This is a genomic window from Paenibacillus cymbidii (genome assembly GCF_004764705.1).
Lineage (GTDB): Bacteria > Bacillota > Bacilli > Paenibacillales > NBRC-103111 > Paenibacillus_AN > Paenibacillus_AN cymbidii.
In genome coordinates, this window is the sequence record NZ_SHLX01000049.1 from 28,203 (window position 1) to 52,340 (window position 24,138).

Below are 24,138 nucleotides of genomic sequence, written 5' to 3' on the forward strand. Positions count from 1 at the left end.
CCGTTCAGGGCGCCGGCATCCAGGCGAAGCCTTGCCAGGTGTAAATGTGATACCAGACCTCGCGGTCTTTGGGCGACGTCCATTTCTCGAACGCCTTGACGACCTGCGGCGAAATCGAACTGATGCCGAACTCGTCCACGTGCGGATATTTGTACAACGTTGTCGTGACATGCACGTTGATCGGCTGATCGATCGTGACGACACCTTCCGGTTCGGCAAATTTGCGGTTGATCCAGGCCGTTTCCCCCGTTTGGGTGCGCACGTGCAGCCAGCTGTCGTCAAATCGTTCGAATACGGTCACCGTCTGCGGCTGCAAATAGTCGGCATTGCCTTTGGTCGCCGTCGGCAAGGCAAACGTTGCGGTAATTGTCGGCAGCGTCAGCTGCTGGTTCATCGGCGCAACCGGGTAGGCGTAGTCGGCCGAATCGACCAGCCAGAACGGTCCCGACCATGTATCGATCATGTAGCTGTTGCGGAATTGGCTCGTAAATTTGGCCGTCACGTGCACCGTCTGCGACGTCAGCGTCAGCCCGGCGCCGGTGCCGCCGAACGGCGAGTCGTACAGATGCGTTTCCCGGTCCAGCCAGAAATACAAGTCCTCCTGCCCAATCGTGCCAAGCTGACCGAGCTCCAGCTTCACCCAGCGCGGACCGACCCACGTGTCGACGACGAACCATTTGCTGTCGCTCTCTTCCCGGAACGACATCCAGTTCGGTTCCGCTCCGACCACGCGCACTTGCTGCGGATTCAGCGTGCCGATCTGGCTGTCCGAACGATACGGCGACTCGTAAAACGGCGTCTCCTTGAGCAGCGTAACGGCCGCTTCCAGCGGCACGGGCTCCGGCCCCGCTTCCCTCCCGCCGAACAACAGCGTTGCCGCAAGGCCGAACAGCAGCGCTACCGCCCATTTATTCATGCGGCGCTCTTCCTTCCGAACGCGATTATCCTTCGATGCTTCTTGTATAGTATAATGGCTTTGCCTGAGAAACGCACGGCTTGAAAACAAACCCTGGCGCGAAAGGAGACAAGCGGCCGCATGAACCGGGAAACGGTACTGCTCGTGGATGACGAAAAAGAAATCGTCGATCTGCTCGACATCTATTTGCGCAATGAAGGGTATACGCTGCTGAAGGCGGCGGACGGCCGCGAGGCGCTGGCGCTGGTCGAAGCCCATCCGGTCGACCTGATCGTCCTCGACGTGATGATGCCGCACATGGACGGCATTGCCGCCTGCATGAAAATTCGCGAAAGCCGGCACATGCCGATCATCATGCTGTCGGCCAAAGGCCAGGACATCGATAAAATTACCGGCCTGAGCATCGGCGCCGACGATTACGTCGTCAAGCCGTTCAGCCCGCTGGAGCTGCTGGCGCGGGTGAAGTCGCAGCTCCGCCGCTACAAGATGATGCAGGCGCCGCAGCCGGCGAAAGAAAACGAAATTGTCATCGACGGCTTGACGATCAACACTTCGACGCATAAAGTGACAATCGAGGATGAAGAAGTGCGGCTGACGCCGCGCGAATTCGCCATTCTCGAGCTGCTCGCCCGCAACCGCGGCATCGTGCTCAGCATGGAGCGCATCTACCAGGAAGTGTGGAACGAGCCGTTCATGGAGTCGAACAATACCGTTATGGTGCACATTCGCAAAATCCGCGAAAAAATCGAAAAAAATCCCGGCGACCCGCGCTATATTTTGACGGTATGGGGCATCGGCTACAAAATCGAGTAAACGGCGACCGGGTGTTCAGACACGCCCAAAGGAAAGGAGAAATGACGGATGCCTGTCAGAAACGACGGCTGGATGGTTTCGTTGCGGTGGAAGTTCGCCCTTGCCTTCGGCAAAAGCATCTTGTTTGCCGTCGCGACGGTATTCGTCGGCTACAGCATCGTTACGCTGCTGCAGCAAACGAAACCTTTCGAGGCCCCGATCGCCTGGGTCGTCAATCATATCGGCTCCAATACGGCGATGATTCTTTGCGGTTCGGCGCTGGTGCTGCTTTATTTTTTTCTGTTCAGCCGGCAAATCGTCGACTATTTGGGGGAAATTACGCACGGCCTGCGGGAAATCGCCAAGGGAAATCTCGATCATGAGCTGGAGATCAAAACGTCGGACGAGCTTGGCGTCGTGGCGGAAACCGTCAACCAGATGGCGCGGCAGCTGCAGCAGTCGATCGAAGAGGAACGCACCGCCGAACGGACGAAAAACGATTTGATTACCGGCGTCTCCCACGATCTGCGAACGCCGCTGACGTCGATTCTCGGCTACCTCGAGCTGATCGAAAACAGCCGCTACCGCGACGAAGTCGAGCTGCATTATTATGTCAACATCGCCTACGAAAAGACGGTCAATCTGAAAAGGCTGATCGACGACCTGTTCGATTACACGTACTTGCACAATCACGGGCTGCAGCCGAGCCTGGAGCCGCTCAAGCTCACGGCAATCCTGCAGCAGTTGGCGGAGGAATTCGTGCCGAGCCTGACGGCTGCGGGCATGTCGTGCCGCTTGTTCGGCGGCGGCAGCGACCTGCTGATCCGCGCCGATGCGAAGCAGCTCGTACGCGCGTTCGAGAACCTGATTTCGAACGCCATTCGGTACGGCCGCGACGGCCAATTCGTCGATATCCGCATCGACCGTCAGGCGGACGAAGCGGTCGTGCAAGTAGTCAACTACGGCGAACCGATACCGCCGCAGGACATTCCGTTCATCTTCGACCGGTTCTACCGCGTCGACAAGGCCCGCACTTCCCATGCCGGCGGCACCGGGCTCGGGCTGGCCATTACCCGCAGCATCGTGCAGATGCACGGCGGTTCGATTGCCGTCCGCAGCGGACGGGCGGAGACGGTATTCGAGACCCGGTTTCCGCTAACCCAACCTTAACGAAACCTAAGAATATCTTAAGGATTTGCTAAACGCGCGGACAGCGGCGCTTCAGATCTCTCCTGTATACTGGCGGCATCAGACCGTCAAAGGAGAGGAACCGCCCGTGAACCGCAGCTTATTTTCCCCGTTATTCCGGACCGTAACGCCCGTTGCGATACTCCTCGCCGTTCTGCTTCTGCTGGCAACTTATGTGCGCATCGATTTCCTGCGCTCCGTCGATCATCAGATGTCCCCCGACGCCGTCAATTACGACGCCATGGCCCGGCAGCTGCTGGACAAAGGCGTCTACGCCTATCACGACACGGAGCCGAACGCATTCGTGACGCCCGGTTATCCGCTGCTGCTGGCAGGCGTGTATGCGATTGTCGGCTACGACTCGTACGATCCGCTTCCTTATGTGCGCTACTTGCAGGCGCTGTTTGGCGTCGTTTCCGTCTGGCTCGTCTATCGCATCGCGGCGAAGCTCGCCGGCGAGCCGGCCGGGCTGCTGGCCGCGGCGATAACGGCCGTGTATCCGCCGTTCATCTGGATGAACGGCGCCATTTTGACCGAGTCGTTCGCCGTATTCGCCTTGCTCGCCTACATTCTTGCGCAGTTGATCGCAATCGAACGATCGTCGCGAACGGCAGCCGCCGTCGCCGGCGTTCTGCTCGGCGTCACCGTGCTGATCCGCCCGGAGTTTCTGCCGCTCGTCGCCGTCGTGTACGGCTTCGTCCTGCTTCGCGGCGGCCGTGCGAATCGGGGCGACGCGTGGCGGCTCGCCGCTTATTCGTGCGCCGGGCTCGTGCTGGTCATGCTGCCCTGGTGGATTCGAAACGCCGTAACGCTGCACGAATGGGTGCTGACCGCCACCCAGGCCAACCCGCTCTCCGCCGGCACGTATCCGTACAAACAATACGACGACGGGCTGATCGACCGAACCGGCCTGACCGACCGGCAAATTGCGATCGAGCGGCTGCGCGTCGGCTTTTCTACCCAGCCGTGGCTGTTTCTGAAATGGTACACGGTCGGCAAGCTGCGCTACATCTATGAATACATGTACGCCGGCGGCGGCTTTACGCCCGCTTATCCGGTGCTGCCGCTGCGCGATCCGCACAAGTTTCACCTCGCGATCGTCTGGTCGTCCGTCGCCGGCATGGCGCTGCTGCTGCGGCGATGGCGGCAATTGGCTACCGTACCGGTGCTGATCGTTGTCGTCATGTCGCTGATCCGGCTTGCTTTCGTGCCCGAATACCGCTACAACATCACCGTCATGCCGCTGATGATCGTCATCGGCTGCGCCGCGCTGGCGCAGCTGACGCACCGGCTGCTGTACGGCAGCCGCCCCGAAGGAGGTCGAACCGATGAACCGGCTCTTGTGCCCGCGCAACCAACCGAAACTGCTCATCATCGTCCCGGCTTATAACGAAGCCGGCCACATTCGCCGCGTCGTCGGCGACATTCGCCGCGCCGTGCCGGACGCCGACATCGCCGTCGTCAACGACGGCTCCACCGACGCTACCGGTGCCGAAGCCGCCCTTGCCGGAGCGACTGTGCTCGATTTGCCGTACAACCTCGGCATCGGCGGCGCGGTGCAGACCGGCTTCCGTTATGCGGCGCGCCACGGCTATGACGTCGCCGTGCAGATCGACGGCGACGGCCAGCACGATCCCGCCGATCTTCACCTGCTGCTCGACGCGCTGGAGACGACCGGCGCCGATATGGCGATCGGCTCGCGTTTTCTCGAGAAAGCGGGCTACCAATCGACGTTTTCGCGTCTGATCGGCATCCGCCTTCTCGCCTTGCTCGTGTCGCTGTTGACCCGACAGAAGGCGACCGATCCGACGTCCGGCTATCGCGCTTGCGGCCGCCGGGCGATCGCGCTGTTCGCCGACCACTATCCGGCGGACTATCCCGAAGTGGAGGCGCTGGCGCTTATGCACCGGCAGGGGCTGCGTTTCGCCGAAACGCCGGTGACGATGAAGCCGCGCGCCTCCGGGCAGTCGAGCATTACGCCGCTCCGTTCGGCGTATTACATGGTGAAAGTGACGCTGGCGCTGCTCATTCACCACCGGCTGCACGCTGCCTCCGCCCATAAGCCGCAACCGGCCGCCGGCGTGGAAACGGAGGGGTCGGCATGATCGCGTATGCGCTGGTGCTCAGCTTCGCCATCAGCTTCGGCTTCGCCGCCGTTGTCGTCCGCCACGTCCGCCGCAAGCGGATGAACGAACGCCACGCGCTGCTGTGGCTCGGCCTGAGCACGCTCGTTATGCTGCTCAGCCTGTTCCCGCGCCTGCTCGACCGCGTCGCCAGGCTGCTCAATGTGACGTACGCCCCGTCCTTGCTGTATATGCTGGCGATTCTCGGCATGCTGTTTTTGCTGCTGCACATGACGCTGGCCGTCTCCAAGCTGACCGAACGATCCAACCGGCTGGCGCAGTTGGTCGCCATCCAGGAAGAGAAGCTGCGCCGCTTATATGGCGAAACCGGAAGCAGAGCCGGGGACGGTACCGAAAACAGATCCAGGGACGAGTTTGGGAACCGATCCCTTCACGAATAGGAGAGATACGAGATGTCGATCGCCAATACGGTGCTGGTGCTAATCAACACAATCATACTTGTCAGCGGCCAATTGATGTGGAAATTCGGCATGCAGCGTCAGGACGGCGCGTTCGGTTCGATGCGCGGCGTGGCGCAGCTGCTGCTTTCCCCTTACGTGCTCGGCGGACTGGCGCTGTACGGAGCGGCCACCGTGCTCTGGTTTTACATCCTGTCGCGCGTGCCGCTAAGCGTGGCTTACCCGCTGCAGAGCGTCGCCTACATTTTGGCCATCTTCGGCGCCTACTTCCTGTTCCACGAGCCGCTCTCGGCCGGCAAGCTGGGCGGCTGCATGCTCATTCTCGCAGGCGTCACGCTGATCGGGTGGCGGTAGCCGCCGATGAGCACCCGCCGTGCCCTGCAAACACGCGCTTCCCTCTGCGTTTACAGCCGCCGCTTCAGGTGATATGGTTAACCTGACAGGGGGAATCGCCATGCGAAGCCGGGCCCGGAATGGGCGCACACGAATCGACACCACGTACAAGCGGCGGCTGATCGCTTTTTCCTTGCTGCTCGGCATCGTCCCCGTATTGGTCATCGGCCTGTTGTCCTCTTATTTGACTTCCCGCAGCATTCGGGAGGAAGTTGCCCGCAATCATCAGATTATATTGAAGCAGTTGGATATTCAGGTGGACGCATTCATGCGCAGCCTGGACCGGACGTCGCTCGATTTGGCCAACTCGCAAGTGGTGCAAGCCTCGCTCAGAAGCGGCATCTCGACAGAGAAGCGGGCGGATGCCGCCAACCTCGTCGACACCGTGCTGAAAGCTGCCGGCAGCGCCGACGTGGAGTTTCAGGTCGCATTGTATTACACGAATTTCAATCTGCTCTATTCGTCGCAAGACGGCATCAACCGCTATGTCCCCTACCCGTACCCGGAAATCGTCAGCACCGCCGCCGCCAATCGCAGCGGGCTTACTGTCATTCCGCCAGGCAGCTACCCCTCCCGGCCGGAAATGATGCTCGTTCGCGGCGTGCCGCTCGGTTCGCCGAACCCCGACGGCTATTTGATCCTGCAGTTGAACATCAGTCGGTTCAAACAATTCCTCGACCGGCTCGATCTCGGCGATCACCGGAAGCTGCTGATCGTAGACGAGACAGGGAGCATCGTGGCCAGCCGGGATTTCGACGAGGTTGGATCAAACTTGTCGCAAGCCGCCGGCATGTACCGCTACTGGGCCGAACCCGGCTTCAATTCGGGCGCCGTTACGCTGGATGACGTCCGTTACAACGTCTCCTCCTTCCGCTCCTCTTTTAATGGCTGGACTTATATTGCCCTCAGTTCGCAAACCGATTTGATCGCCAAATCGCAAAAAATCCGTTATGCCATGTGGGGGCTGATCGCCGGCGTCGCTGCCGTTTGGAGCGTTGTCGCGCTGGTGGGGTCAAGAACGTTTTACTTGCCGGTCCAGCGGCTCGCGGGCAAATTCGGCGCCGAAGCGGCGAACGGGCAGGGCGGATGGACGGCCATCCATACGTCCGTCGACCGCATGCTTGATCGCAACGAGCAGCTCGAACGATCGCTGCGCGAACAGAGCTTCCATTTGAAGGAATTCCGGCTGCATCGGCTGCTGCACGACGATCTGCCTGCGCAGGAGGCGGCGGCTTTACTGAACGAATGGGATATGGCAGCCGCCGATGCCTGTTTTCTGGTCGTTGCCGTCGATATCGACCGTTACCTGGCGCTCGATCTGACGTACACCGATCGCGACCGGCATTTGGCCCATCAGGCGCTTCGCGGCATCGCCGAAGAGGCCGGGGCGGCATTCGTTTGCTGTATCGTCGCCTCGCCGATGCCAGGCAGGCTCGTGCTGCTGATCGGCGCGCGCCGGTTGGACGAGCTTTCCCGCGAGCGTATGACGGCATTGTGCGGTGCGATCCGGGATCGGGCCGCGTCGTCGCTGCCGTTTACGGTGTCGACGGCCGTATCGGCCCCGAGGCGCGGACCGGCCGGCATCGGCGTCGCGTACCGTGACGTGCAGGAACTGGCGCAGCACCGCTGGATCGGCGGATCCGGCCAGCATATCGACGCGGACAAGCTCGAAACGGCGATGGACGACTCGGTGCGTTCCCTGGTAGCGTTGCGTGCCGACGCCGTCGCGAGACTGATGGAAGGCAACGTGGAGTTGGCCGGCGCCCAATTGGCCCGACTGATTGGCATCCTTACCGATCCTCCCCGCCATCCGGAAGCGTCGCGAAGCTTGTTCATGCTGTTCCTCGGCGAAATCGACCAGCGGCTTAACGAGCTCGGCCATCGGAATTTGCGCGAAATGTTCGCCTATGACGTACTGGAGCACATGCATAGCCTGCAGTCGCTGGAGGAAGTGCACCGCTGGATGCGAGACGATGTTTTCCATGCCGTCGCGTCGCAACTGCAAGCGGATCAAATGTCCCGGCGGCGCAAATGGATCGAGCAGGCGCGGCGTTACATCGACGAACATTTCGAGACCGACGTGTCGCTGCAGGAACTGGCCGGCCGCTTCGGGTTGGCTGCAGGTACGCTCAGCCGGGCCTTCAAGGAGGAGAGCGGGGAAAATTTCGTCGACTACCTGATCCGGGTCCGGATGACCAAAGCGAAGGAGTGGCTCTTGCACACGGACATGCCGATCAAAACTATGGCAGAACGCCTTCGCTACTCCAGCGTGCATAACTTCAACCGCATCTTCAAGCGGGTGACCGGCGTTCCGCCGGGCCATTTCCGCAAGAGCGTCAGCGGTGACAGTCGTAGTTCCGGCAACGCGGCGGCTGTACCGCCGAACCAGCTTGACGGTGAAGGGACGACGGCCGCGGAAGGCGAGCCTGACGAGGGAGGGCCGACGGTGGGCGGAAGGTGAGCCTGACGGCGACGGTTGGCGGTGGGCGGAAGGTGAGCCTGACGGCGACGGGCCGATGGTTGGCGGACGGGAATCGTGGGCGAGAACGGGCTGTCGCGGAGCCTCTCCTCAAGCAAGCCGACTGTTTCTGCCGGTTATCCCATTGGCTCAATGACCAGCCGGCGAGGAGAAAAAGGCAACCGCAGCTTCCTGCGGCGTCCCGGAGAAGCATCGTTCGAAGAAGCCGGGTCGGTGCGTTTCCGCGAAAAGGAGGAGAGCAACCGGCTCCCGCCCGATCGCCCCTATTTTAACCTTCTCATAGCAGACATGTTGCACGAAGCGCGGCATTCTCCCCCTCCGCCAACTGACAAATTTGCTTTTGTGCCGCTCCTATCAAGCGTCCCGAAAAATAGGCCATGTTTTATTGCCTATTCCGCCAAAAACGAGTCATCCCGCCAAAATAACCAGTGAAATCGCTGGCTATTTCGGCTAACATGGCTGATTTCCGGGTCTGGCCGAGCAAATAAGCCCTGTTTTCACTGGCTACTTCCGATGAGACAGGCGAAATCGGGCAAATAAGCCATGTTTTATTGGCTATTTTTGATACCCGGCCAGGCTTCAGAAGACCAATCCCCTATTTTAGATGATATTTCGACCAAAATCGTTGAATTTGTGCGGGTGCCACTCATTCTGTATGATTTTCGCCTATAGGAGGAGGTTTATCCGCAGCCGGACAAACGTTATCTTTGTTTGCGGCGGCGGCGGATAGAAAACGGATAATTGTGTTTCCCGAACAGGCGGCATATGCTGGAACAGTAATCACCACGATCGAGGGGGCACAAGACGTGTTCGATCTGTTGCTGCGAAATGGAAAAATTGTCGACGGAACCGGCAATCCCTGGTACTACGGAGACGTGGCGGTCAAAGACGGGCGTATTACCGCCGTGGGTCGGATCGATGCCGAAACGACCGCAAGCCGCGTCATCGACCTGCATCGGCAATATGCGGTTTCGCCCGGTTTTATCGACGGGCATTGCCACTCCGATCTGATGATTCTGGACAACCCCCGCTGCGAAATCAAGCTGCGGCAAGGCGTCACCAGCGAAGTCGTCGGCAACTGCGGCTTGGCGCCTTCCCCTTCCGTACCGGCCGCGGACGCCATGCTGCGGCAATATCTGGAGCCGGTGCTGGGGCGGTACCACCAACAATGGCCGTGGCCGACGATCGGCCGCTATTTGGACGCGGTCGACGCCGTCCGGCCTTCCGGCAACCTGCGCACTTTCGCGGCGCACGGTTCGATTCGCGCGTCGGTCATGGGCTTCGACCAGCGGCCGGCCGAACCGGCGGAGCTGGACCGCATGAAGGAATTGCTGCGCACCAGCATGCAGGAAGGAGCCATCGGCATGTCGCTCGGCTTGATCTATGCCCCCGGACGGTACGCCGACGAGCGGGAGCTGGTCGAGTTATGCCGCGTACTGGCCGAAACCGGCGGCCTGCTGTCGGTGCATATGCGCGGCGAAGGAGCCAAATTGCTGCCGGCCGTTCAGGAAATGATCGATCTCGCGGAAACGACAGGCGTGCCGCTGCAGATCAGCCATTTGAAAGCCGCGGGCAAAGCGAATTGGGGCATTGCCGCGGATGCGATCGAACGCATCGAACAGGCGAGAAGCCGCGGCGTCGACATCACCTGCGACGTGTACCCGTATACGGCGGGCGCAACCACCTTGACCACGCTGCTGCCGCCCTGGGCGCTGGCCGGAGGCGTGACCGACGCGCTGGAGCGGATGCGGGATGCGTCGGCACGCAGACGGATGATCGCGGACATGCGCAGCGCGGGCGAAGGCTGGGACAATCTGGTGGTCGCATCCGGGTGGGAGAACGTCTACATCTCTTCGGTGCGGACAGCCGGCAACAAGCCGGCCGAAGGCAAATACGTGCTGGAGCTCAGCGAAAGGCGGGGGGTGGAGCCGGAGGCGTACGTGCTCGATTTGCTGCTGGAGGAGTCCGGCGAAGTAGCGATCGTCTTCTTCCTGATGGACGAACGGGAAGTCGATCACGTCATCCAGTGGGCGGGTTCGCTCGTCGCATCCGACAGCCTGCACTGCCAGACGGGCAAGCCGCATCCGCGCCTGTTCGGCTGCTTCCCCAAGCTGCTGGCGCGATCGGTGCGCGAACAACGACTGCTGACACTCGAGCAGGCGGTGCGCAAAATCACCTCGTTCCCCGCGCAGCGGTTCCGCATGAGCGGACGCGGCCTCGTGCAGGAAGGCTGTGTCGCCGATTTGACTATTTTCGATCCGGATACGATTGCCGACCGGGCTACCTATGACGACCCGCAGCAATATCCGGACGGCATCATGCATGTCGCTGTTCAAGGTCGGCTCACCGTATGCGACGGCCATCATACCGGTGCGGCATGCGGCATTGCCATCCGCTGAGCGGCGGCACTTTACAGGAGGAGATGACGGCATTGAATCTTTACGTCAGCAAAAATTTTACGATGCCGGGCGGGTTTACCGCCGGCATCGAAGGGCCGGCCGTCGATCGCGAAGGCAATGTGTACGCGGTCAATTACGAGCGGCAGCGGACGATCGGCAAGGTGACGCCGGACGGCACCGCATCGGTCTATCTGGAGCTGCCGGACGGCGGCGTCGGCAACGGCATCCGGATCGATGCACAAGGGTGGATGTATATCGCCGATTATGTCCGCCACCGGATTTATCGCGTCGAACCGGGGACCGGACAATTGACGGTATATGCGGAATCGGCAGCGATGAACCAGCCGAACGACATTGCGCTGTCGCGCGCGGGCCAGCTGTTTGCCAGCGATCCGGATTGGAAAACGGGCAGCGGCCAGATCTGGAGAATCGACCGCGATGGCAAAATCGTGCTGCTGGAGCGGGGAATGGGCACGACGAACGGAATCGAGGTGAGCCCAGACGAACGCACGCTGTACGTCAATGAGACGAAACAGCGTACGATTTGGGCTTACGATCTTGACGAAGCCGGGGCAATTGCAGGAAAACGACTGCTGATCGAGTTTCCCGACTTTAGCCTCGACGGCATGCGCTGCGATATCGCAGGCAATTTGTACGTCACCCGCCACGGCAAAGGCGTCATTGCCCACATTTCACCGCAAGGCGAAGTGCTGCGGGAAATCGCGCTCGGCGGCAAAAATTGCACGAACGTCGCATTCGGCGGACCGGACGGCAAAACCTGCTACGTGACAGTGGCGGACAACGGCAATATCGAAAAGTTCCGCACGGAAATTCCGGGTCGGTGCTGGGCGCTGCTGCAGCAGTCGCCGCTCCCCGGTTCGGGCTGACAGCTACCGCAGCAGCGACAGCGCCGTTTTATGCACCGGCGATCGCATCGTCTGTCCGCCAGTTCGACCACACTTCCGGAAGCATCGCATTGGCCCCGTCCGCGAGACGGGGCAATAGTCGTTTCAGCCGCTCCCGCGCTTCCGCCTCGTTCCGGTGTATGCGCAGCGCCGCCGCAAGCAATTGCTCCGCCGTACACGTATCGGCGTCGAACAGCCAGTCGTGCAAGCCGATATCGCGCAGCATTTCCTGCTTGCGCCCGGCCTCGGCGAAAGCATGATGCAGCACCGGCGTGCCGGCATTCAGCGCAAGAAACACCGAATGAATTTCCATGCCGACCAGCATCTGCGCCCGGCCGTATAACGAATAAGCCATCTCCGTCGTCCAGAATGTCTCCAGATAGACGCATCGCTCGCGCGCTTCCGCCGACAAACGCCGCCACAAATGCTCCTTCGCCGATTCGATCGTGTCCGGCGACTCGTGGCACAGAAGCACCTTCCGCCCCGTCTCCGCAATCCAGCGTTCGATGAACCGCGCATTCAGCTCCATGTGTGCGGCAAGACGCCGCTCCGAGAAGGAGCCGGCGATCGGGTCCGCTCCCGGCTTCACTTCCGGAATGCGCACCATCAGCGCAATGAATTGCCCGGCCTGCAGCCCGTGCGCCGCCATATAAGCTTCTGCCCGCCGGTCGTCGCGGCCTTCGAAGAACAGCGTGCTGTCCGCGCGAAATCCACCACCACCGCCACCACCAACGGCCAGACGCTTGTGGCGCAGAAAGCGGAGCGAATCGGAATCGCGGCAGTACAGGAAGCGGGCATCGCCGAACAGCCGCCTGTAGAGCAGCTCGATCGGCCAATCAAGCGCCTCGAACGACTGCGCGTTCAGGCCGTAGGGTACGCCCAGCGTGCGGGCGAGCAGCAGCGGCATCATCCGCAGCAGCGTCCGCCGCCACAAGTGGCGCACGCCGAGCCGGCCGAAGCTGAGCGCCGTCGAGGCGCTGTACAGCACGAAACCGGCCTGCGCAAACGCGGCGGCAAGCTCCGGCTGCTCCCGCTGCAGGTCGGCGAACAGCTCCCGCGGGAGACGATCGAGCAGATCATCCGCAAGCGCGGCCGCCCTGCGGGAATCGAGACAGCCGCGCTCGAAGCTGAGCAGCGTCTGCTCGCCCCACCTTGCGATCAGCTCCCGCATCGCCTTGCTTTCCGGACGATCCGCCTGCAGCAGTCGCTGGAACGGATTCGCATTCACCCGGCAGTTCGCGGAATACTGGTGCAAATAAGGCTCGGACTCCCGCTGGCGGGGGTGATCCGCGGCAAGCACATCCAGCAGCTGCACCGGCAAATCCGGCTGCTGCCGATGCAGCAGCGCCAGCATGCCCGGTGTAATCGCGGTGTCGCCGATATGGCCGAACCCCCAGGAATAAGCAAGCAGCAAATGCCGCCTCATGGCGATCCCCCCTTCCGCAATCGCTGTGATCGTTATGATCGTTATAATGGGAGAAACATCGTGGTCTGCGGAATTTGCACCACAAAGCCCGCCCGTTCGTACGCCTTTCTTGCCGGAGCGTGGGCGTCGTCGCCGCCGCCGGTGCTCACCGATACGAAACGAATGCCCCGTTCGCGCATCCGCTCCAGCACGTACGCGTTCAAGAGCCGCCCGATTCCCTGGCGCTGGAACGCCGGATCGACCGCGTTGTTGCAGATGACGCCGCTGCGACGCTCCGCATCCAGCAGGCAGCAGATGAACCCGGCCACCTCCGGTCCGCGCCGACTCCCACCTTCGCCAGCCGCTCCGGCCCCCGTTCCCGCACCGCGTTCTCCTTCGGCTCCCACCGCCGCTTCGGCAACCCAAACGGCCGCATTCTCCCGCGCGCAAAACCGCGCAATTTCCCCCGCCTTCCGCTCCTGCCAGCCGGCATGATAGAAGGCAAACATGTCGCGCCCCATCGCCGCCAAATAGCCGTCATACACCGGCTGCCAGGCGGCGGCCGCAATCGCCGCCACCCGGGCGGAATCGCCGGGCTCGAACGTTCTTACCCGAACTCCGCCCCGCCCCTGCGCCCTCATCCGCCCTTGCATCTCCCACGCCTGCTGTTGAGCTTCACGCATCTGCCTTCCCCCCCCCAACGTCGTCAAGTTAAGCTCTCGAATCCCCATCAACAGTTTCGGATACAATCGCATGGGACGAATTATACGCAAAATTTCATATACATTCCCGTATCCAGCCCCGATTGGGCGAATTATATGCGAAATTTCATATCCATTTCCGAATCTAGCCCCGATTGAGCAAATTATATGCGAAATTTCATATCCATTTCACAATCCGGCTCCGATTGAGCGAACACACGTTTCACTTTACGCCCGCCGGGAGAATTTCGTCGTCGTCGCGGGTCGTGTAGTAGCCCTTGTACGCCTCGCCGGCATATTCCACGCGGCCCTTCATGAAGACGAGCGCTACGCGGCTCTGGTCCTGCAGCAGCTCGATGCCGTCCAGCGGGTTGCCACACACGCACAACAAATCCGCCTGTTTGCCCGCTTCGACCGAACCGATCCGGCTGTCCAGCCCGTACGCCCTCGCCGTCTGCAGCGTGCCGGCCGCTATCGCCTGCAGCGGCGTCATGCCGCACAACACGAGCTCGCCCAGCTCGAATACGCTCGCTTCGCCGTACTTCCACGTATAGCGCGAGCTCGGCCCGTCGCAGCCCATTCCCACGGTCCGTCCGCGGTTCTCCCGCGGTTATGACCGTTCGTGCAGTTCACCATGTACCCGACATGGAGCTGCGCGCAGCCCCGCAGCAGCCCGCCTTCGATCGCGTCGCGCAGCGGCGCGGCGGGAAGCTCGCCCTGCTGGTTGCCGGAATAGGAGACGACGGTCGTCACTCCGTACTGCAAGTAGCAGCGCAGCACCTTCACCTGGCGCAAATCGCCGGAGACGCCGTTATGCCCGTCGACAAGCCCCGGCAGCACGGTCAATTCCGGCGCGTCGACTACAGTTGCCGTCTCCGGTACCACCGGCAGCTGATCGCGCCGCCCCGCGTAAACGATCCGCCCGTCCCGCACCCACACCGACGCCGGCTCGAGCGGAGCATTGCCGGTGCCTTCGATTAGCCGGCCCGCATGAATCACCCAACCGCGTCCGCTCATGTTACGCCCTCCAATGGGTCCATACTTCGCTCAGCGTCTGGAACGCCCGCGCCTCAAGACCCGGCAGCACGCCGTGCACACGCCGCTCCGCCTGCTCGTAGTCGCGATGAATCGCAAGCGCGCGATCGGCCATCGCTTCCGCCGAGCTGGCGTCGATGTCGACCAGCCAGTCGCCGAGCCCGACATCGCGCACCATCTGTTTTTTGCGGCCGGCTTCGTCGAACGGGTTGTGCACTACCGGCGTGCCGATGCCGATCGACATGATCACGGAATGCATCTCCATGCTCAGCAGCACCCGCGTGCGGCGAATGACCGAACAAGCCTGCTCGCTCGACCAGAAGTGATCGAGGAACACACAGTGCCGCTTCGTGTCCGCGGACAGTTGGTCCCACAAGGCGGTCCGGGCGCTTTCCACCGTATCGCGCGTCTCGTGGCACAACAGCACCTTCATCCCGGTGGCGGCGATCCAGCGTTCGATCACTTCCTTGATTTTGCCCATATGGCTGGCGATGCGTTCCGGCGGCATCGAGCCGCCCGTCGGATCGTAAGCGATATCGCGAGGATTGCCGGAAATGCGCACGATCACCGCAAGAAACTGCTTCTCCTCCAGCCCGTTGTCGGCCAAGTACCGCTCCGCCCAAGCTTCGTCCCGCCCCTGAAAGAAGAAGGCGCTGTCCGGCCGGTAGCCGGTGCTTGCGTTAGTTAAATCGCATTGGCGCAAATAATTCAGCGAATCGCTGTCGCGGCAATAAACGAACCGGGCGTCCTCCAGCAGCGGGCGAAAAATCAGATCCGCCGGCCAATCGATCGCATCGAACGAATTGGAATTGAGCCCGTAAGGAAGCTTCAGCGCCCGGGCGATCAACAGCGGCATCACGTTGGGAATCGTGTAGCCCCACATGTTGCGCACGCCGAGCCGGCCGAAGTTGATCATCGTGCCGGAATTGTAGATCACGAAGCCGGCATCGTCGAACGCCTCGCCGTATGCGGGATCACCCTCCCTCAATTCCGCGTATACATCAAGCGGCAGCCTGTCCAGCACATCCTCCGCAATCGCCTCCGCCTCATGCGAGGAGAGCACTCCCCGACGGAAGCTCTCCAGCTTCTGCTCGCCCCAGCGAGCCTTGAAGGCCGACCACGCCCGGCTTGACGAATGCTCCTGGAACAAGGGGCGGAACCGGTTGGGAAGCACCTTGCTGTTGCTTTTATACAGGGGAATGTAGTCCCGCGATACGGCGTATTTCGGATCGTCCTCATCCATCAGCGAAATGATGCGCGCCGGCACCTCCGGCCGCTGCCGGTCCATCATATGCAGCAGCCCCGGGGTGATGGCCATGCTCCCGATATTGTCGATCCCCCAGCTTAACGCGACCAATACATGCTTGCTCATCAGATTTACTCCCTCTCCTGGCAAAAGTGAACTGCCTGTCTCCGCCGGTACGTCCTCGTGTTCCTGTTGCTGCGTCGCGACCGCAAACGCAAGATGCACCTGAGCGGGTTTTCAGACACGCCCTAGCCCGATCATAGTCCCGGCTGCCGCCGCGTTCAATTATCACTTTCGTTCAGGCAACCAAGCGGTTTTATCCTTTATTGCCGCATCTATATCCCGATTTGACCGGCGGTGCGGAGAAAAAGAGAGAATTGCACTCTTTTCCCCGATCGGAAATGATGGAAGCAAACAGAGAATGCGGAGGGGGCGCCAGTGGCATCCGGATGGAAACTGCGGTCATTCATACCCAACCTGTCGTTTCGGCAAAAGCTGCTGCTGTTCTCCACCGTCATGAGCATCGTGCCCGTGCTCGTGTTGGGCATCCTGTCCTCCGTCGTGACGACGGAAAGCATTCAAGCCGAAGTCAACCGCAACCACCAGGTCATTTTGCAGCAGCTCGAGGATCAGGTCGATTCGTTCATGCGCAGTCTGGACAAGGCGTCGCTGGCGCTGGCCAACTCGCAAACGATTCAGAAATCGCTGCAAGCCGGCATTTCGATGACCAATCCGCGCGTTTCGCTGGATATGATCGACGTCATCAACAACATCAAGGTGACGGCGGAGACGGATTTCGAGGTGTCGCTCTATTACCTGCGCTTCAACTTGATCTACTCTTCCGCGCTCGGCATTATCCGCGATCCGACGTATCCGTATACGGAGATCATATCGCTCATCGGCCGGCAAGCCGGCGGGCTGAACATGATCCCGCTGCACACGTACGCGAGCCGCAGCGAAATGCTGCTCATTCGCGGCGTGCCGCTCGGTTCGCCGAATCCCGACGGCTATTTGATCCTGCAACTGCCGAGCGAACAGATCAAACGGCTGCTCGACCGGCTCAATCTGGGCGGCCACCGCAAAATCGTGATCGTCAACGATCAGGGCGAGGTGCTGACCAGCCGCGACATGAGCGATACCGGCTCGCAGCTGCTGCCCACGGCCCCGCTTTATCCGTATTGGATCACTCCCGGCCTGCTGGCCGGCTCGCTGACGATGGACGGCGTCGATTACAACGTCTCCTCGCTGCGGTCGCGGCTCAACGACTGGACCTACATCGCCCTGACGCCGTCGACCGAGCTGACCGCCAAGGCGCGCCATATTCGTTCGATCATGTGGCTGATTACCGCGGGATCATTCCTGCTCTGGAGCGCCGTTGCCGTGATCGGCTCGCGCCGGCTTTATTTTCCGATCGAACGGATCGCGGGCAAATTCGCCGGCCGGCAGCCGCAGATGAAACGGGACGGCCTGCGGGCCATCGATGAATGGACGGACCACATGCTGGCTCGCAACGAGCGGCTGGAAACGCAGCTGAGCGAAACGCAGCCGCTGATGAAGGAGTACTTGCTGCAGCGATTGCTGAGCGGCCACCTGCAGAACGGGGAAACGATCCGCCACCTGTACGCTGTCGGGCCTCCGCTGCCGGAACATTGGCACTACGTGCTGATTGTCGAAATCGACCGTTACGTCTCGTTTCATCAACAATATAACGAAAACGACCGGTTTCTGCTGCTTTACGCCATGCGCAACGTGATCGAGGAACTGTCGGCGCAGCGGCTCGCTTCCGCCGCCAGCGTCGCGCCGCGTCCCGGCCAAATCGTGCTGATTGCGGGATCGCCCGCCGTCGGCGAATCGTTGTACGAGCAGCTTGTGCTGCTCTGCGACGACATCCGCGAGCAGGTGAAGGCGCACCTCAGCCTGACGGTAACAACAGCTATCGGCAGCCCTCGCCAGGGCATCGGCGGCATCCGCGAAGCGTATCTGGAAACGCTCGAGCTGCTTCAGTACCGCTGGATCGCGGGCCCGGACCGGACGATCGGCGCCGAGCAGCTTGCTCCTTCGGTGCAGCAGTCGGGGCGGGCGCTTGCGGCGTGGCAGAACGCCATCGCCACCGGCGTGATGGAAGGCGAACTGGACGCCGCCCGCAACCAATTGGACGAGATGGTGGAGTCGATCCCGCGGGCGCTGCAGAACCCGCAATCGATCTGCGGCCTGTTCGCGCTGCTGATCGGGGAAATCGACCGCCGCATGCACGAGCACGGCTACCGGCAAACCCAGGACATGTTCGAATACAATTTGCTGGACTACTTGTACAGCCTGTCGTCGATGCAGGAAGTGCGGAGCTGGATGGCCGATACGGTGTTTCCGGCGATTCACGAGCTGCTGCGGACGCATGCGACTTCACACAGCCGCAAGCTGATCGCCGAAGTGCAGGCGTACATTCGCGAGCAATACGAAACCGATCTGTCGCTGCAGATGATCGCCGATCGGTTCGGCATTTCGCCAAGCACGCTGAGCCGCATGTTCAAGAAGGAAAGCGGCGTCAATTATCTCGATTTCATCATTCAGGTGCGGATGGACAAAGCGAAGGAATGGCTGCTGCACAGCGACATGACGATCCGCGAAATGACGGACCGGCTGCGGTATACGACGGTGCATAACTTCACCCGCATTTTCAAACAGTATACCGGCCTGCCGCCCGGCAGCTTCCGCAAAAAGCACTATACCGGCTCTTGACGGCTTTTATCTTTGTTTGTCCGGACGAAAGTGATAATTGTTTGCCCGTCCGGCGCCCGCTAGGATGAAATTGTGCCGCAGCAGCCGCACAGGAACAAGCCGCACAGAAACCGGCACAGGAACCAGCACGGAAGCAACCAATCAGGAGGGATCACATGAGAAGAGACGGATGGAGAAAAACGGGCCTTGCGCTTCTGACGGTGACGGTCGGCTCGACGCTGGCGCTCGCCGGGTGCTCGAAGGACGACAAGCCGGGCGCCCAATCGACGGCTTCGCCTTCAGCGACAGCCGCTTCGTCGGCGGCGGCCTCGCCGGCGGCGACGAAGGTGCCGGAAACGAAGCTGTCGCTCAACTGGTTCATTTACGCCCCGGCCAACACGAATTTGCCGTCGGCGGACAAGGATTTCGTCAAACAGGCGATCGAAAAGAAGTTCAACGTCGAGCTGAAGGTCGACTACATGGCGGCCGGCACGGAATATTTGAACAAGGTCAAGGTGCTGCTTGCGTCGACCGCGCCGGATATGATTACGCTGCTGGACGGCCGCGATCCGATCGTCGAAACCGGGCTGATCGGCAATATCCGCTCGTACGTGACGGCGGCCAAAATGCCGAATTACTTCAAATGGCTCGGCGACGACAAAATCATGAGCTACGGCCAGCAGATGATGACGCCGGACACGTACTACACCGCGCCGATGCCCTACTCGTCTTCGCCTTATCGCAGCTATTACATTCGCAAGGATTGGCTCGACAAGCTGGGGCTGGCGATTCCGCAGAGCTACGACGATTACGTCAAGGTGCTCAAGGCGTTCCGCAACAACGATCCCGACGGCAACGGCAAGAAGGATACGTACGGCTTCACGACGGCCGCCGGCGGCGCCGGCATCGGCACGGAATGGCCGGAATTCCAGAAGAACGGCCTCGTCTTCCCGCGCCAGATCGAAAACAACAAATACATCGACATGCAGCTTGACCCGCGCGACGAAGGCGTGCTCGACGACATCATCAAGCTGATCAACGACGATCTGGTCGATCCCGACTGGTTCCTGAACAAAGCGCCGCAGCATATGGAGAAAGCGATCCAGGGCAAGGCGGGCGTCGTGCTCAGCACCGACCCGTTCGTCGCCTACGACAGCAACCCGCAAGGCATTCAGGTGCGGACGAAGCAGCTGTTCCCGAACGCCAACTGGGTGCCGTTCACCATGTTCCCCGGCAAACCGCTGTCCACGGAAGCCCAGCCCGGCAACAGGGGACCGTGGCTGTTCCCGAAGAAAACGGTCGACGGCAATCCGGAAAAAGTCGAGCGGTCGATGCAAATTTTGGAGTGGATGGCGGGCGAGGAAGGTTTCCTGCTGACGCATTACGGTCTCGAAGGCAAACATTATACGCGCGACGGCAAAACGATCAAACGCAACATGGACGCCTACGATGCCGAGATCACGAAGCAAGGCGATTTCCTGCGGATCTGGAGCTTCATGACGCCGGATTATCCGGCCCAGTTCGGACTGACCGTCGACAATCCGCGTTTGACGGCGCACGACCGCGAGATCGAAGCTTTCCTGAACAAGCTGCCTTACATCGACGACGTCGGCACCTCGCTTAAACCGCCAGCCGGCACCGACAACACGGCGATGCGCAACAAGCAGAAGGAGTATATGGCCAAAGCGATTTTTGACGACAAGTCGGCGAAAAACTGGCCGCAGTATTACAAGGACGTCATGACGACGTACAAGGCCGATCAAATTTTTGCCGCTTACGAGGATCAAATCAAAAAAGTCGGCCGGATCAAGTAACGTTCGCGGCAGGGGCGCCGTCGCGCCCCTCCCGGGCGGACGGCGCACAAGGATGTGATCGCAGATGCAACGCTCTCTTCGCGCAGCGCGGCCCGCAGCGCAAGCCGCCGGCATCGGGCCGGGCGGCGCTTTCGCCAAACGAATGCTGGCCAGCCGCTGGTTTTATGTCATGATGCTTCCCGGCATCTGCTATTACCTCGTTTTCCACTACATGCCCATGGGCGGGCTGCTGGTGGCGTTTAAGCATTACAGCCTGGCGGACGGCATCTGGCGCAGCCCTTGGGCGGGTTTCGCCAATTTCCGCACCGTCTTCGGATCGCCGGATTTCCCGGTCATCCTGCGCAACACCTTGCTGATCAGCGTCTACCGCGTCGTGTTCAACATGCTGCCCGACGTGCTGCTCGCGCTGATGCTGAACGAAGTCCGCGTCCGCTGGTTCAAGCGCTTCGTGCAGACGATCACTTACGGCCCCCATTTTCTTTCGTGGGTCATCATTTACGGCATCGCCTTTTCGTTCTTTGCGCCGGAGTCGGGCCTGGTCAGCATGCTGTTCCGCAGCATGGGCTGGGGCAGCGTCAACGTGCTGGCGGAGCCGGACCTGTTCCGGCCGCTGCTGATCGTGACCGATATTTGGCGCAATACCGGGTACGGGGCGATCATTTATTTGGCCGCGCTGGCGACGATCAACCCCGAGCTGTACGAAGCGGCAGTCGTCGACGGCGCGGGGCGGCTGCGGCAAATGTGGCACGTGACGCTGCCCGGCATCCGCGACGTGTTCGTGCTGCTGCTCGTGATCCGCATCGGCCATATTATGGACGCCGGGTTCGAGCAGGTGTACGTCTTCCTGAACGCGCGCGTCAATTCGACCGGCGACATTATCGACACCTGGGTGTTCCGGCGCGGTCTGGAGCAGCTCGATTACAGCGTCGCTGCGGCCACCGGCTTTTTCAAATCGTTCGTCGGTCTTGCGCTCGTGCTCGGCGCCAACCGGCTGGCCAAAAAAATCGGCGGCTCCGGCATCTGGTAACGGCAAGCCGGCAGGAAGGAGAGGCGAACCAACATGGCCGCCAAAAGGAACCAATCGACGGCGGAGCGCATCGGCGACTGCCTGTTGTACGGCACGCTTGCCCTGTTCTCGCTGATGACGCTGTTTCCGCTGTATTACGTGTTCGTGATGTCGATCACGCCTTTCGTCGAGGTGCTGCGCAACGGCGGCTTCGTTATGCTGCCGGGCCGGGTGACGTGGGACGCGTATCAGCAAATTTTTTCCAGTCTACGCATACCGCGGGCGCTGTGGGTAACGGTGCGCATCACGGCCGCCGGCACGGTGCTGAACCTGATCGTCACCGGCCTGCTGGCCTACGGCCTGTCCAAGAAGTTCGTGCCCGGCCGCAATATCGTGCTGCTCGGCATTTTGTTCACGATGCTGTTCAACGGCGGCATTATCCCGACATTCCTGATCGTGCGCGCCGTTGGGCTGTACGATACGATCTGGGCGATGATCGTCCCCGGCACGGTGTCGACCTTTTATTTGCTCGTGATGAAGACGTATTTCGAAAATTTGCCCGCCGAGCTGGAGGAAGCGGCCAAGGTCGACGGCTGCGGCGACTTTACGACCTTGCTGCGCATCGTCCTGCCTTTGTCGATGCCGATCGTGGCTACGCTGGGGCTCTTCTACGGAGTCGGGCACTGGAATGAATATTTCAGCGGCATTATGTATGTGACGAGCAATCATTTGCAGCCGATGCAGGTCGTGCTGCGCAATATGATCCAGACGCCGAACCTCAGCCAGGAGCTGGCGGTCACCAACACGATGGACCTGGTGCAGCTGCCGCCGGAAACGGTCAAAATGGCGACCGTCGTGGTTGCGCTGCTGCCGGTGCTGATCGTTTATCCGTTCCTGCAGCGATATTTCATGAAAGGCATGCTCATCGGCGCCATCAAGGGGTAAACGGCCGGAGCGGCTAAAGGAGAAACAACCGATGACGACAATTGCAATGGTGCAAGGAAAAGACCAGCGGGACCGGGTATTCGCGCAGGCGCATATCGAACAGCTTCGCCTGCTGGGCGAAGTTGTGCTGAACGAACGAAGCGGGCCGCCGTCCGAGGATGAGGTGCGCGAGCTTGCTACAGGCGCGGACGTGATCATTACGTCGTGGCAGTGTCCGCCGATCACGGCGGCTGTTCTCGACGCCGCGCCACAGCTGCGGGGCTTGCTGCATGCGGCGGGCAGCGTCAAGGGCGTCGCGACGCCGGAAGTTTGGCGGCGCGGCATCCGCGTCTCGGGCGGAGCGGCCGCGCTTGGCAAGGGCGTTGCCGAGACGGCGCTCGGCATGACCATCGCATCGCTGAAGAACATGTGGCGACTCGCCCGCCATACCCGCGAAGGCGGCTGGACGCGCGGCACGGACGTTCGCGAGCTGTACGGCTTGACGATCGGCGTCGTCAGCGCGGGCAGCGCCGGCGGGCATTTCATCCGGCTGCTGCAGAACTTCGACGTGGACGTGCTCGTGTACGACCCGTTCCTGTCGGCCGAGGACGCCGCCGCGCTTGGCGCCGTCAAGTCGGAGCTGGAGCCGCTGCTTGCGGCCGCCGACGTGGTGTCGCTGCATGCGCCGCTGCTCGACGCCACGCATCATATGATCAACGCGCGGCGGCTGGCGCTGATGAAGGACGACGCCATCCTGATCAATACCGCCCGCGGCGGCCTGATCGACGAAACGGCTCTGGCCGCCGAGCTCGCTCAAGGCCGGCTGTTCGCTTGCCTCGACGTGACCGATCCCGAGCCGCCGGCTGCCGATCATCCGCTGCGCGCGCTGCCGAACGCCGTGCTGACGCCGCATCTTGCCGGCGCCGTCACGAACGGGCTGCACCGCATCGCCCGCTCCATCGTCGACGACGCGGCGCTGCTGCTGCAAGACAAGCCGATGCGCGGCGAAGTGGCGCCGGAGCGGCTGGATCGGCTCGCCTAGCGCCCGCCGCCATTTGCGGCGCCGGCCGCCCTTCCCCGCTTGTTAGGCAAACGATCGCTCGGCCGTGGCTGCAAGAAGCTTGCCACGGCTTTTTCCTGTCCGCCTTCAACAGTACTTTCATCCCAATATTATAAGTTTAAGGTAAAGTAAGTTTGCATTGCTTGAAATGTCAGCGAAATAAGGCTGATTGTAGCCTTACAGCGGCGTTTCGGCGAGCGGCGGACGAAATAAGGCTGATTTCAGCCTTACAGCGGCGTTTCGACGAGCGGCGGACGAAATAAGGCTGATTTCAGCCTTACAGCGGCGTTTCGGCGAACGGCGGACGAAATAAGGCTGATTTCAGCCTTACAGCGTCGTTTCGGCGAGCGGCGGACGAAATAAGGCTGATTTCAGCCTTACAGCGGCGTTTCTGCGGATAGCGAGCGAAATAAGGCTGATTTCAGCCTTACAGCGGCGTTTCGGCGAACGGCGGACGAAATAAGGCTGATTTCAGCCTTACAGAGGCGTTTTGAATTTAGACTAGAAAGTAGACACACTGTAACAGCGACCTGATACAATACAAACAAACGAAAGGTCGAGGTGTGTCATGGGAAATATCCGCCAACATTTTGATGAGGAGTTCAAACGCCAAACCAT

General features: G+C 61.1%; 21 protein-coding genes. 15 read left to right on the plus strand and 6 right to left on the minus strand.

Annotated features, from left to right (window positions below):
• Positions 1-4 precede the first annotated feature (4 nt).
• Positions 5-916, minus strand: a complete 912-nt coding sequence (locus EXY20_RS36450; protein WP_135557357.1) for an SH3 domain-containing protein — start codon at positions 914-916, stop codon at positions 5-7.
• A gap of 120 nt (positions 917-1,036) precedes the next feature.
• Here EXY20_RS36450 and EXY20_RS36455 point away from each other — a divergent pair, with 120 nt between their 5' ends.
• From EXY20_RS36455 to EXY20_RS36500, 10 genes are all read left to right on the plus strand, one after another.
• Positions 1,037-1,729: a response regulator transcription factor gene (locus EXY20_RS36455; protein WP_135557358.1), complete on the plus strand. Its 693-nt coding sequence runs from the start codon at positions 1,037-1,039 to the stop codon at positions 1,727-1,729.
• A 48-nt stretch (positions 1,730-1,777) separates the two neighbouring features.
• Positions 1,778-2,878, plus strand: a complete 1,101-nt coding sequence (locus EXY20_RS36460; protein WP_135557359.1) for a sensor histidine kinase — start codon at positions 1,778-1,780, stop codon at positions 2,876-2,878.
• 106 nt (positions 2,879-2,984) lie between these two features.
• Complete coding sequence (locus tag EXY20_RS36465) at positions 2,985-4,286, plus strand: ArnT family glycosyltransferase (RefSeq protein WP_235886376.1); 1,302 nt, start codon at positions 2,985-2,987, stop codon at positions 4,284-4,286.
• Positions 4,225-5,001 carry a glycosyltransferase family 2 protein gene (locus tag EXY20_RS36470; protein ID WP_135557360.1) on the plus strand — a complete coding sequence of 259 codons (777 nt, stop codon included), beginning with the start codon at positions 4,225-4,227 and terminating at the stop codon, positions 4,999-5,001. The genes EXY20_RS36465 and EXY20_RS36470 overlap by 62 nt, the downstream gene beginning before the upstream one ends.
• Positions 4,998-5,420: a DUF2304 domain-containing protein gene (locus tag EXY20_RS36475; protein WP_135557361.1), complete on the plus strand. Its 423-nt coding sequence runs from the start codon at positions 4,998-5,000 to the stop codon at positions 5,418-5,420. The genes EXY20_RS36470 and EXY20_RS36475 overlap by 4 nt, the downstream gene beginning before the upstream one ends.
• Positions 5,421-5,432: 12 nt before the next feature.
• On the plus strand, positions 5,433-5,792 hold the full coding sequence (locus EXY20_RS36480; protein ID WP_135557362.1) for an EamA family transporter: 360 nt from the start codon (positions 5,433-5,435) through the stop codon (positions 5,790-5,792).
• 100 nt (positions 5,793-5,892) lie between these two features.
• Complete coding sequence (locus EXY20_RS36485; RefSeq protein WP_167859774.1) at positions 5,893-8,292, plus strand: AraC family transcriptional regulator; 2,400 nt, start codon at positions 5,893-5,895, stop codon at positions 8,290-8,292.
• A gap of 75 nt (positions 8,293-8,367) precedes the next feature.
• Positions 8,368-8,742: a hypothetical protein gene (locus tag EXY20_RS36490; RefSeq protein ID WP_135557364.1), complete on the plus strand. Its 375-nt coding sequence runs from the start codon at positions 8,368-8,370 to the stop codon at positions 8,740-8,742.
• A gap of 374 nt (positions 8,743-9,116) precedes the next feature.
• Positions 9,117-10,709 (plus strand): N-acyl-D-amino-acid deacylase family protein, encoded by a 1,593-nt coding sequence (locus EXY20_RS36495; protein ID WP_135557365.1) that lies wholly within the window; start codon positions 9,117-9,119, stop codon positions 10,707-10,709.
• Between the two features lie 23 nt (positions 10,710-10,732).
• Entirely contained in the window at positions 10,733-11,596 is an 864-nt protein-coding gene (locus EXY20_RS36500; RefSeq protein ID WP_135557366.1) for an SMP-30/gluconolactonase/LRE family protein, read from the plus strand.
• 28 nt (positions 11,597-11,624) lie between these two features.
• Here the strand turns inward: EXY20_RS36500 and EXY20_RS36505 are convergent, their stop codons facing one another.
• The 5 genes from EXY20_RS36505 to EXY20_RS36525 form a co-directional block, all read right to left on the minus strand.
• A complete protein-coding gene (locus EXY20_RS36505) occupies positions 11,625-13,040 on the minus strand; it encodes a polysaccharide pyruvyl transferase family protein (RefSeq protein ID WP_135557367.1) in 1,416 nt (471 codons plus the stop codon).
• Positions 13,041-13,081: 41 nt separating this feature from the next.
• Positions 13,082-13,702 (minus strand): GNAT family N-acetyltransferase, encoded by a 621-nt coding sequence (locus tag EXY20_RS36510; RefSeq protein ID WP_167859775.1) that lies wholly within the window; start codon positions 13,700-13,702, stop codon positions 13,082-13,084.
• 241 nt (positions 13,703-13,943) lie between these two features.
• Complete coding sequence (locus tag EXY20_RS36515) at positions 13,944-14,300, minus strand: amidohydrolase family protein (protein WP_167859776.1); 357 nt, start codon at positions 14,298-14,300, stop codon at positions 13,944-13,946.
• Positions 14,210-14,737 carry an amidohydrolase family protein gene (locus tag EXY20_RS36520; protein WP_135557370.1) on the minus strand — a complete coding sequence of 176 codons (528 nt, stop codon included), beginning with the start codon at positions 14,735-14,737 and terminating at the stop codon, positions 14,210-14,212. Before EXY20_RS36520 ends, EXY20_RS36515 begins: the two co-directional genes overlap by 91 nt.
• 1 nt (position 14,738) lies before the next feature.
• Entirely contained in the window at positions 14,739-16,127 is a 1,389-nt protein-coding gene (locus EXY20_RS36525; RefSeq protein WP_135557371.1) for a polysaccharide pyruvyl transferase family protein, read from the minus strand.
• A 312-nt stretch (positions 16,128-16,439) separates the two neighbouring features.
• Here EXY20_RS36525 and EXY20_RS36530 point away from each other — a divergent pair, with 312 nt between their 5' ends.
• The 5 genes from EXY20_RS36530 to EXY20_RS36550 all read left to right on the plus strand — a co-directional run bounded on the left by EXY20_RS36530 (position 16,440) and on the right by EXY20_RS36550 (position 23,502).
• Positions 16,440-18,737: a helix-turn-helix domain-containing protein gene (locus tag EXY20_RS36530; RefSeq protein ID WP_135557372.1), complete on the plus strand. Its 2,298-nt coding sequence runs from the start codon at positions 16,440-16,442 to the stop codon at positions 18,735-18,737.
• 155 nt (positions 18,738-18,892) lie between these two features.
• The gene (locus EXY20_RS36535; RefSeq protein WP_135557373.1) at positions 18,893-20,530 is read left to right on the plus strand and encodes a type 2 periplasmic-binding domain-containing protein; all 1,638 of its coding nucleotides are present in this window, start codon (positions 18,893-18,895) and stop codon (positions 20,528-20,530) included.
• A 64-nt stretch (positions 20,531-20,594) separates the two neighbouring features.
• Entirely contained in the window at positions 20,595-21,557 is a 963-nt protein-coding gene (locus EXY20_RS36540) for an ABC transporter permease (RefSeq protein ID WP_235886377.1), read from the plus strand.
• A gap of 33 nt (positions 21,558-21,590) precedes the next feature.
• A complete protein-coding gene (locus EXY20_RS36545) occupies positions 21,591-22,481 on the plus strand; it encodes a carbohydrate ABC transporter permease (protein ID WP_135557374.1) in 891 nt (296 codons plus the stop codon).
• Between the two features lie 31 nt (positions 22,482-22,512).
• The gene (locus EXY20_RS36550) at positions 22,513-23,502 is read left to right on the plus strand and encodes a hydroxyacid dehydrogenase (protein WP_135557375.1); all 990 of its coding nucleotides are present in this window, start codon (positions 22,513-22,515) and stop codon (positions 23,500-23,502) included.
• The last annotated feature ends 636 nt before the right edge of the window (positions 23,503-24,138 follow it).

Excerpts from the sequence above, each read along its gene's own strand:
- EXY20_RS36525 (WP_135557371.1), bottom strand. The coding sequence starts at position 16,127 with ATGAGCAAGCATGTATTGGTCGCGTTAAGCTGGGGGATCGACAATATC.
- EXY20_RS36545 (WP_135557374.1), top strand. The coding sequence starts at position 21,591 with ATGGCCGCCAAAAGGAACCAATCGACGGCGGAGCGCATCGGCGACTGC.
- EXY20_RS36540 (WP_235886377.1), top strand. The coding sequence starts at position 20,595 with ATGCAACGCTCTCTTCGCGCAGCGCGGCCCGCAGCGCAAGCCGCCGGC.
- EXY20_RS36485 (WP_167859774.1), top strand. The coding sequence starts at position 5,893 with ATGCGAAGCCGGGCCCGGAATGGGCGCACACGAATCGACACCACGTAC.
- EXY20_RS36475 (WP_135557361.1), top strand. The coding sequence starts at position 4,998 with ATGATCGCGTATGCGCTGGTGCTCAGCTTCGCCATCAGCTTCGGCTTC.
- EXY20_RS36550 (WP_135557375.1), top strand. The coding sequence starts at position 22,513 with ATGACGACAATTGCAATGGTGCAAGGAAAAGACCAGCGGGACCGGGTA.
- EXY20_RS36505 (WP_135557367.1), bottom strand. The coding sequence starts at position 13,040 with ATGAGGCGGCATTTGCTGCTTGCTTATTCCTGGGGGTTCGGCCATATC.
- EXY20_RS36510 (WP_167859775.1), bottom strand. The coding sequence starts at position 13,702 with ATGCGTGAAGCTCAACAGCAGGCGTGGGAGATGCAAGGGCGGATGAGG.
- EXY20_RS36455 (WP_135557358.1), top strand. The coding sequence starts at position 1,037 with ATGAACCGGGAAACGGTACTGCTCGTGGATGACGAAAAAGAAATCGTC.
- EXY20_RS36535 (WP_135557373.1), top strand. The coding sequence starts at position 18,893 with ATGAGAAGAGACGGATGGAGAAAAACGGGCCTTGCGCTTCTGACGGTG.
- EXY20_RS36500 (WP_135557366.1), top strand. The coding sequence starts at position 10,733 with ATGACGGCATTGAATCTTTACGTCAGCAAAAATTTTACGATGCCGGGC.
- EXY20_RS36515 (WP_167859776.1), bottom strand. The coding sequence starts at position 14,300 with ATGGGCTGCGACGGGCCGAGCTCGCGCTATACGTGGAAGTACGGCGAA.
- EXY20_RS36480 (WP_135557362.1), top strand. The coding sequence starts at position 5,433 with ATGTCGATCGCCAATACGGTGCTGGTGCTAATCAACACAATCATACTT.
- EXY20_RS36520 (WP_135557370.1), bottom strand. The coding sequence starts at position 14,737 with ATGAGCGGACGCGGTTGGGTGATTCATGCGGGCCGGCTAATCGAAGGC.
- EXY20_RS36470 (WP_135557360.1), top strand. The coding sequence starts at position 4,225 with ATGAACCGGCTCTTGTGCCCGCGCAACCAACCGAAACTGCTCATCATC.
- EXY20_RS36450 (WP_135557357.1), bottom strand. The coding sequence starts at position 916 with ATGAATAAATGGGCGGTAGCGCTGCTGTTCGGCCTTGCGGCAACGCTG.
- EXY20_RS36460 (WP_135557359.1), top strand. The coding sequence starts at position 1,778 with ATGCCTGTCAGAAACGACGGCTGGATGGTTTCGTTGCGGTGGAAGTTC.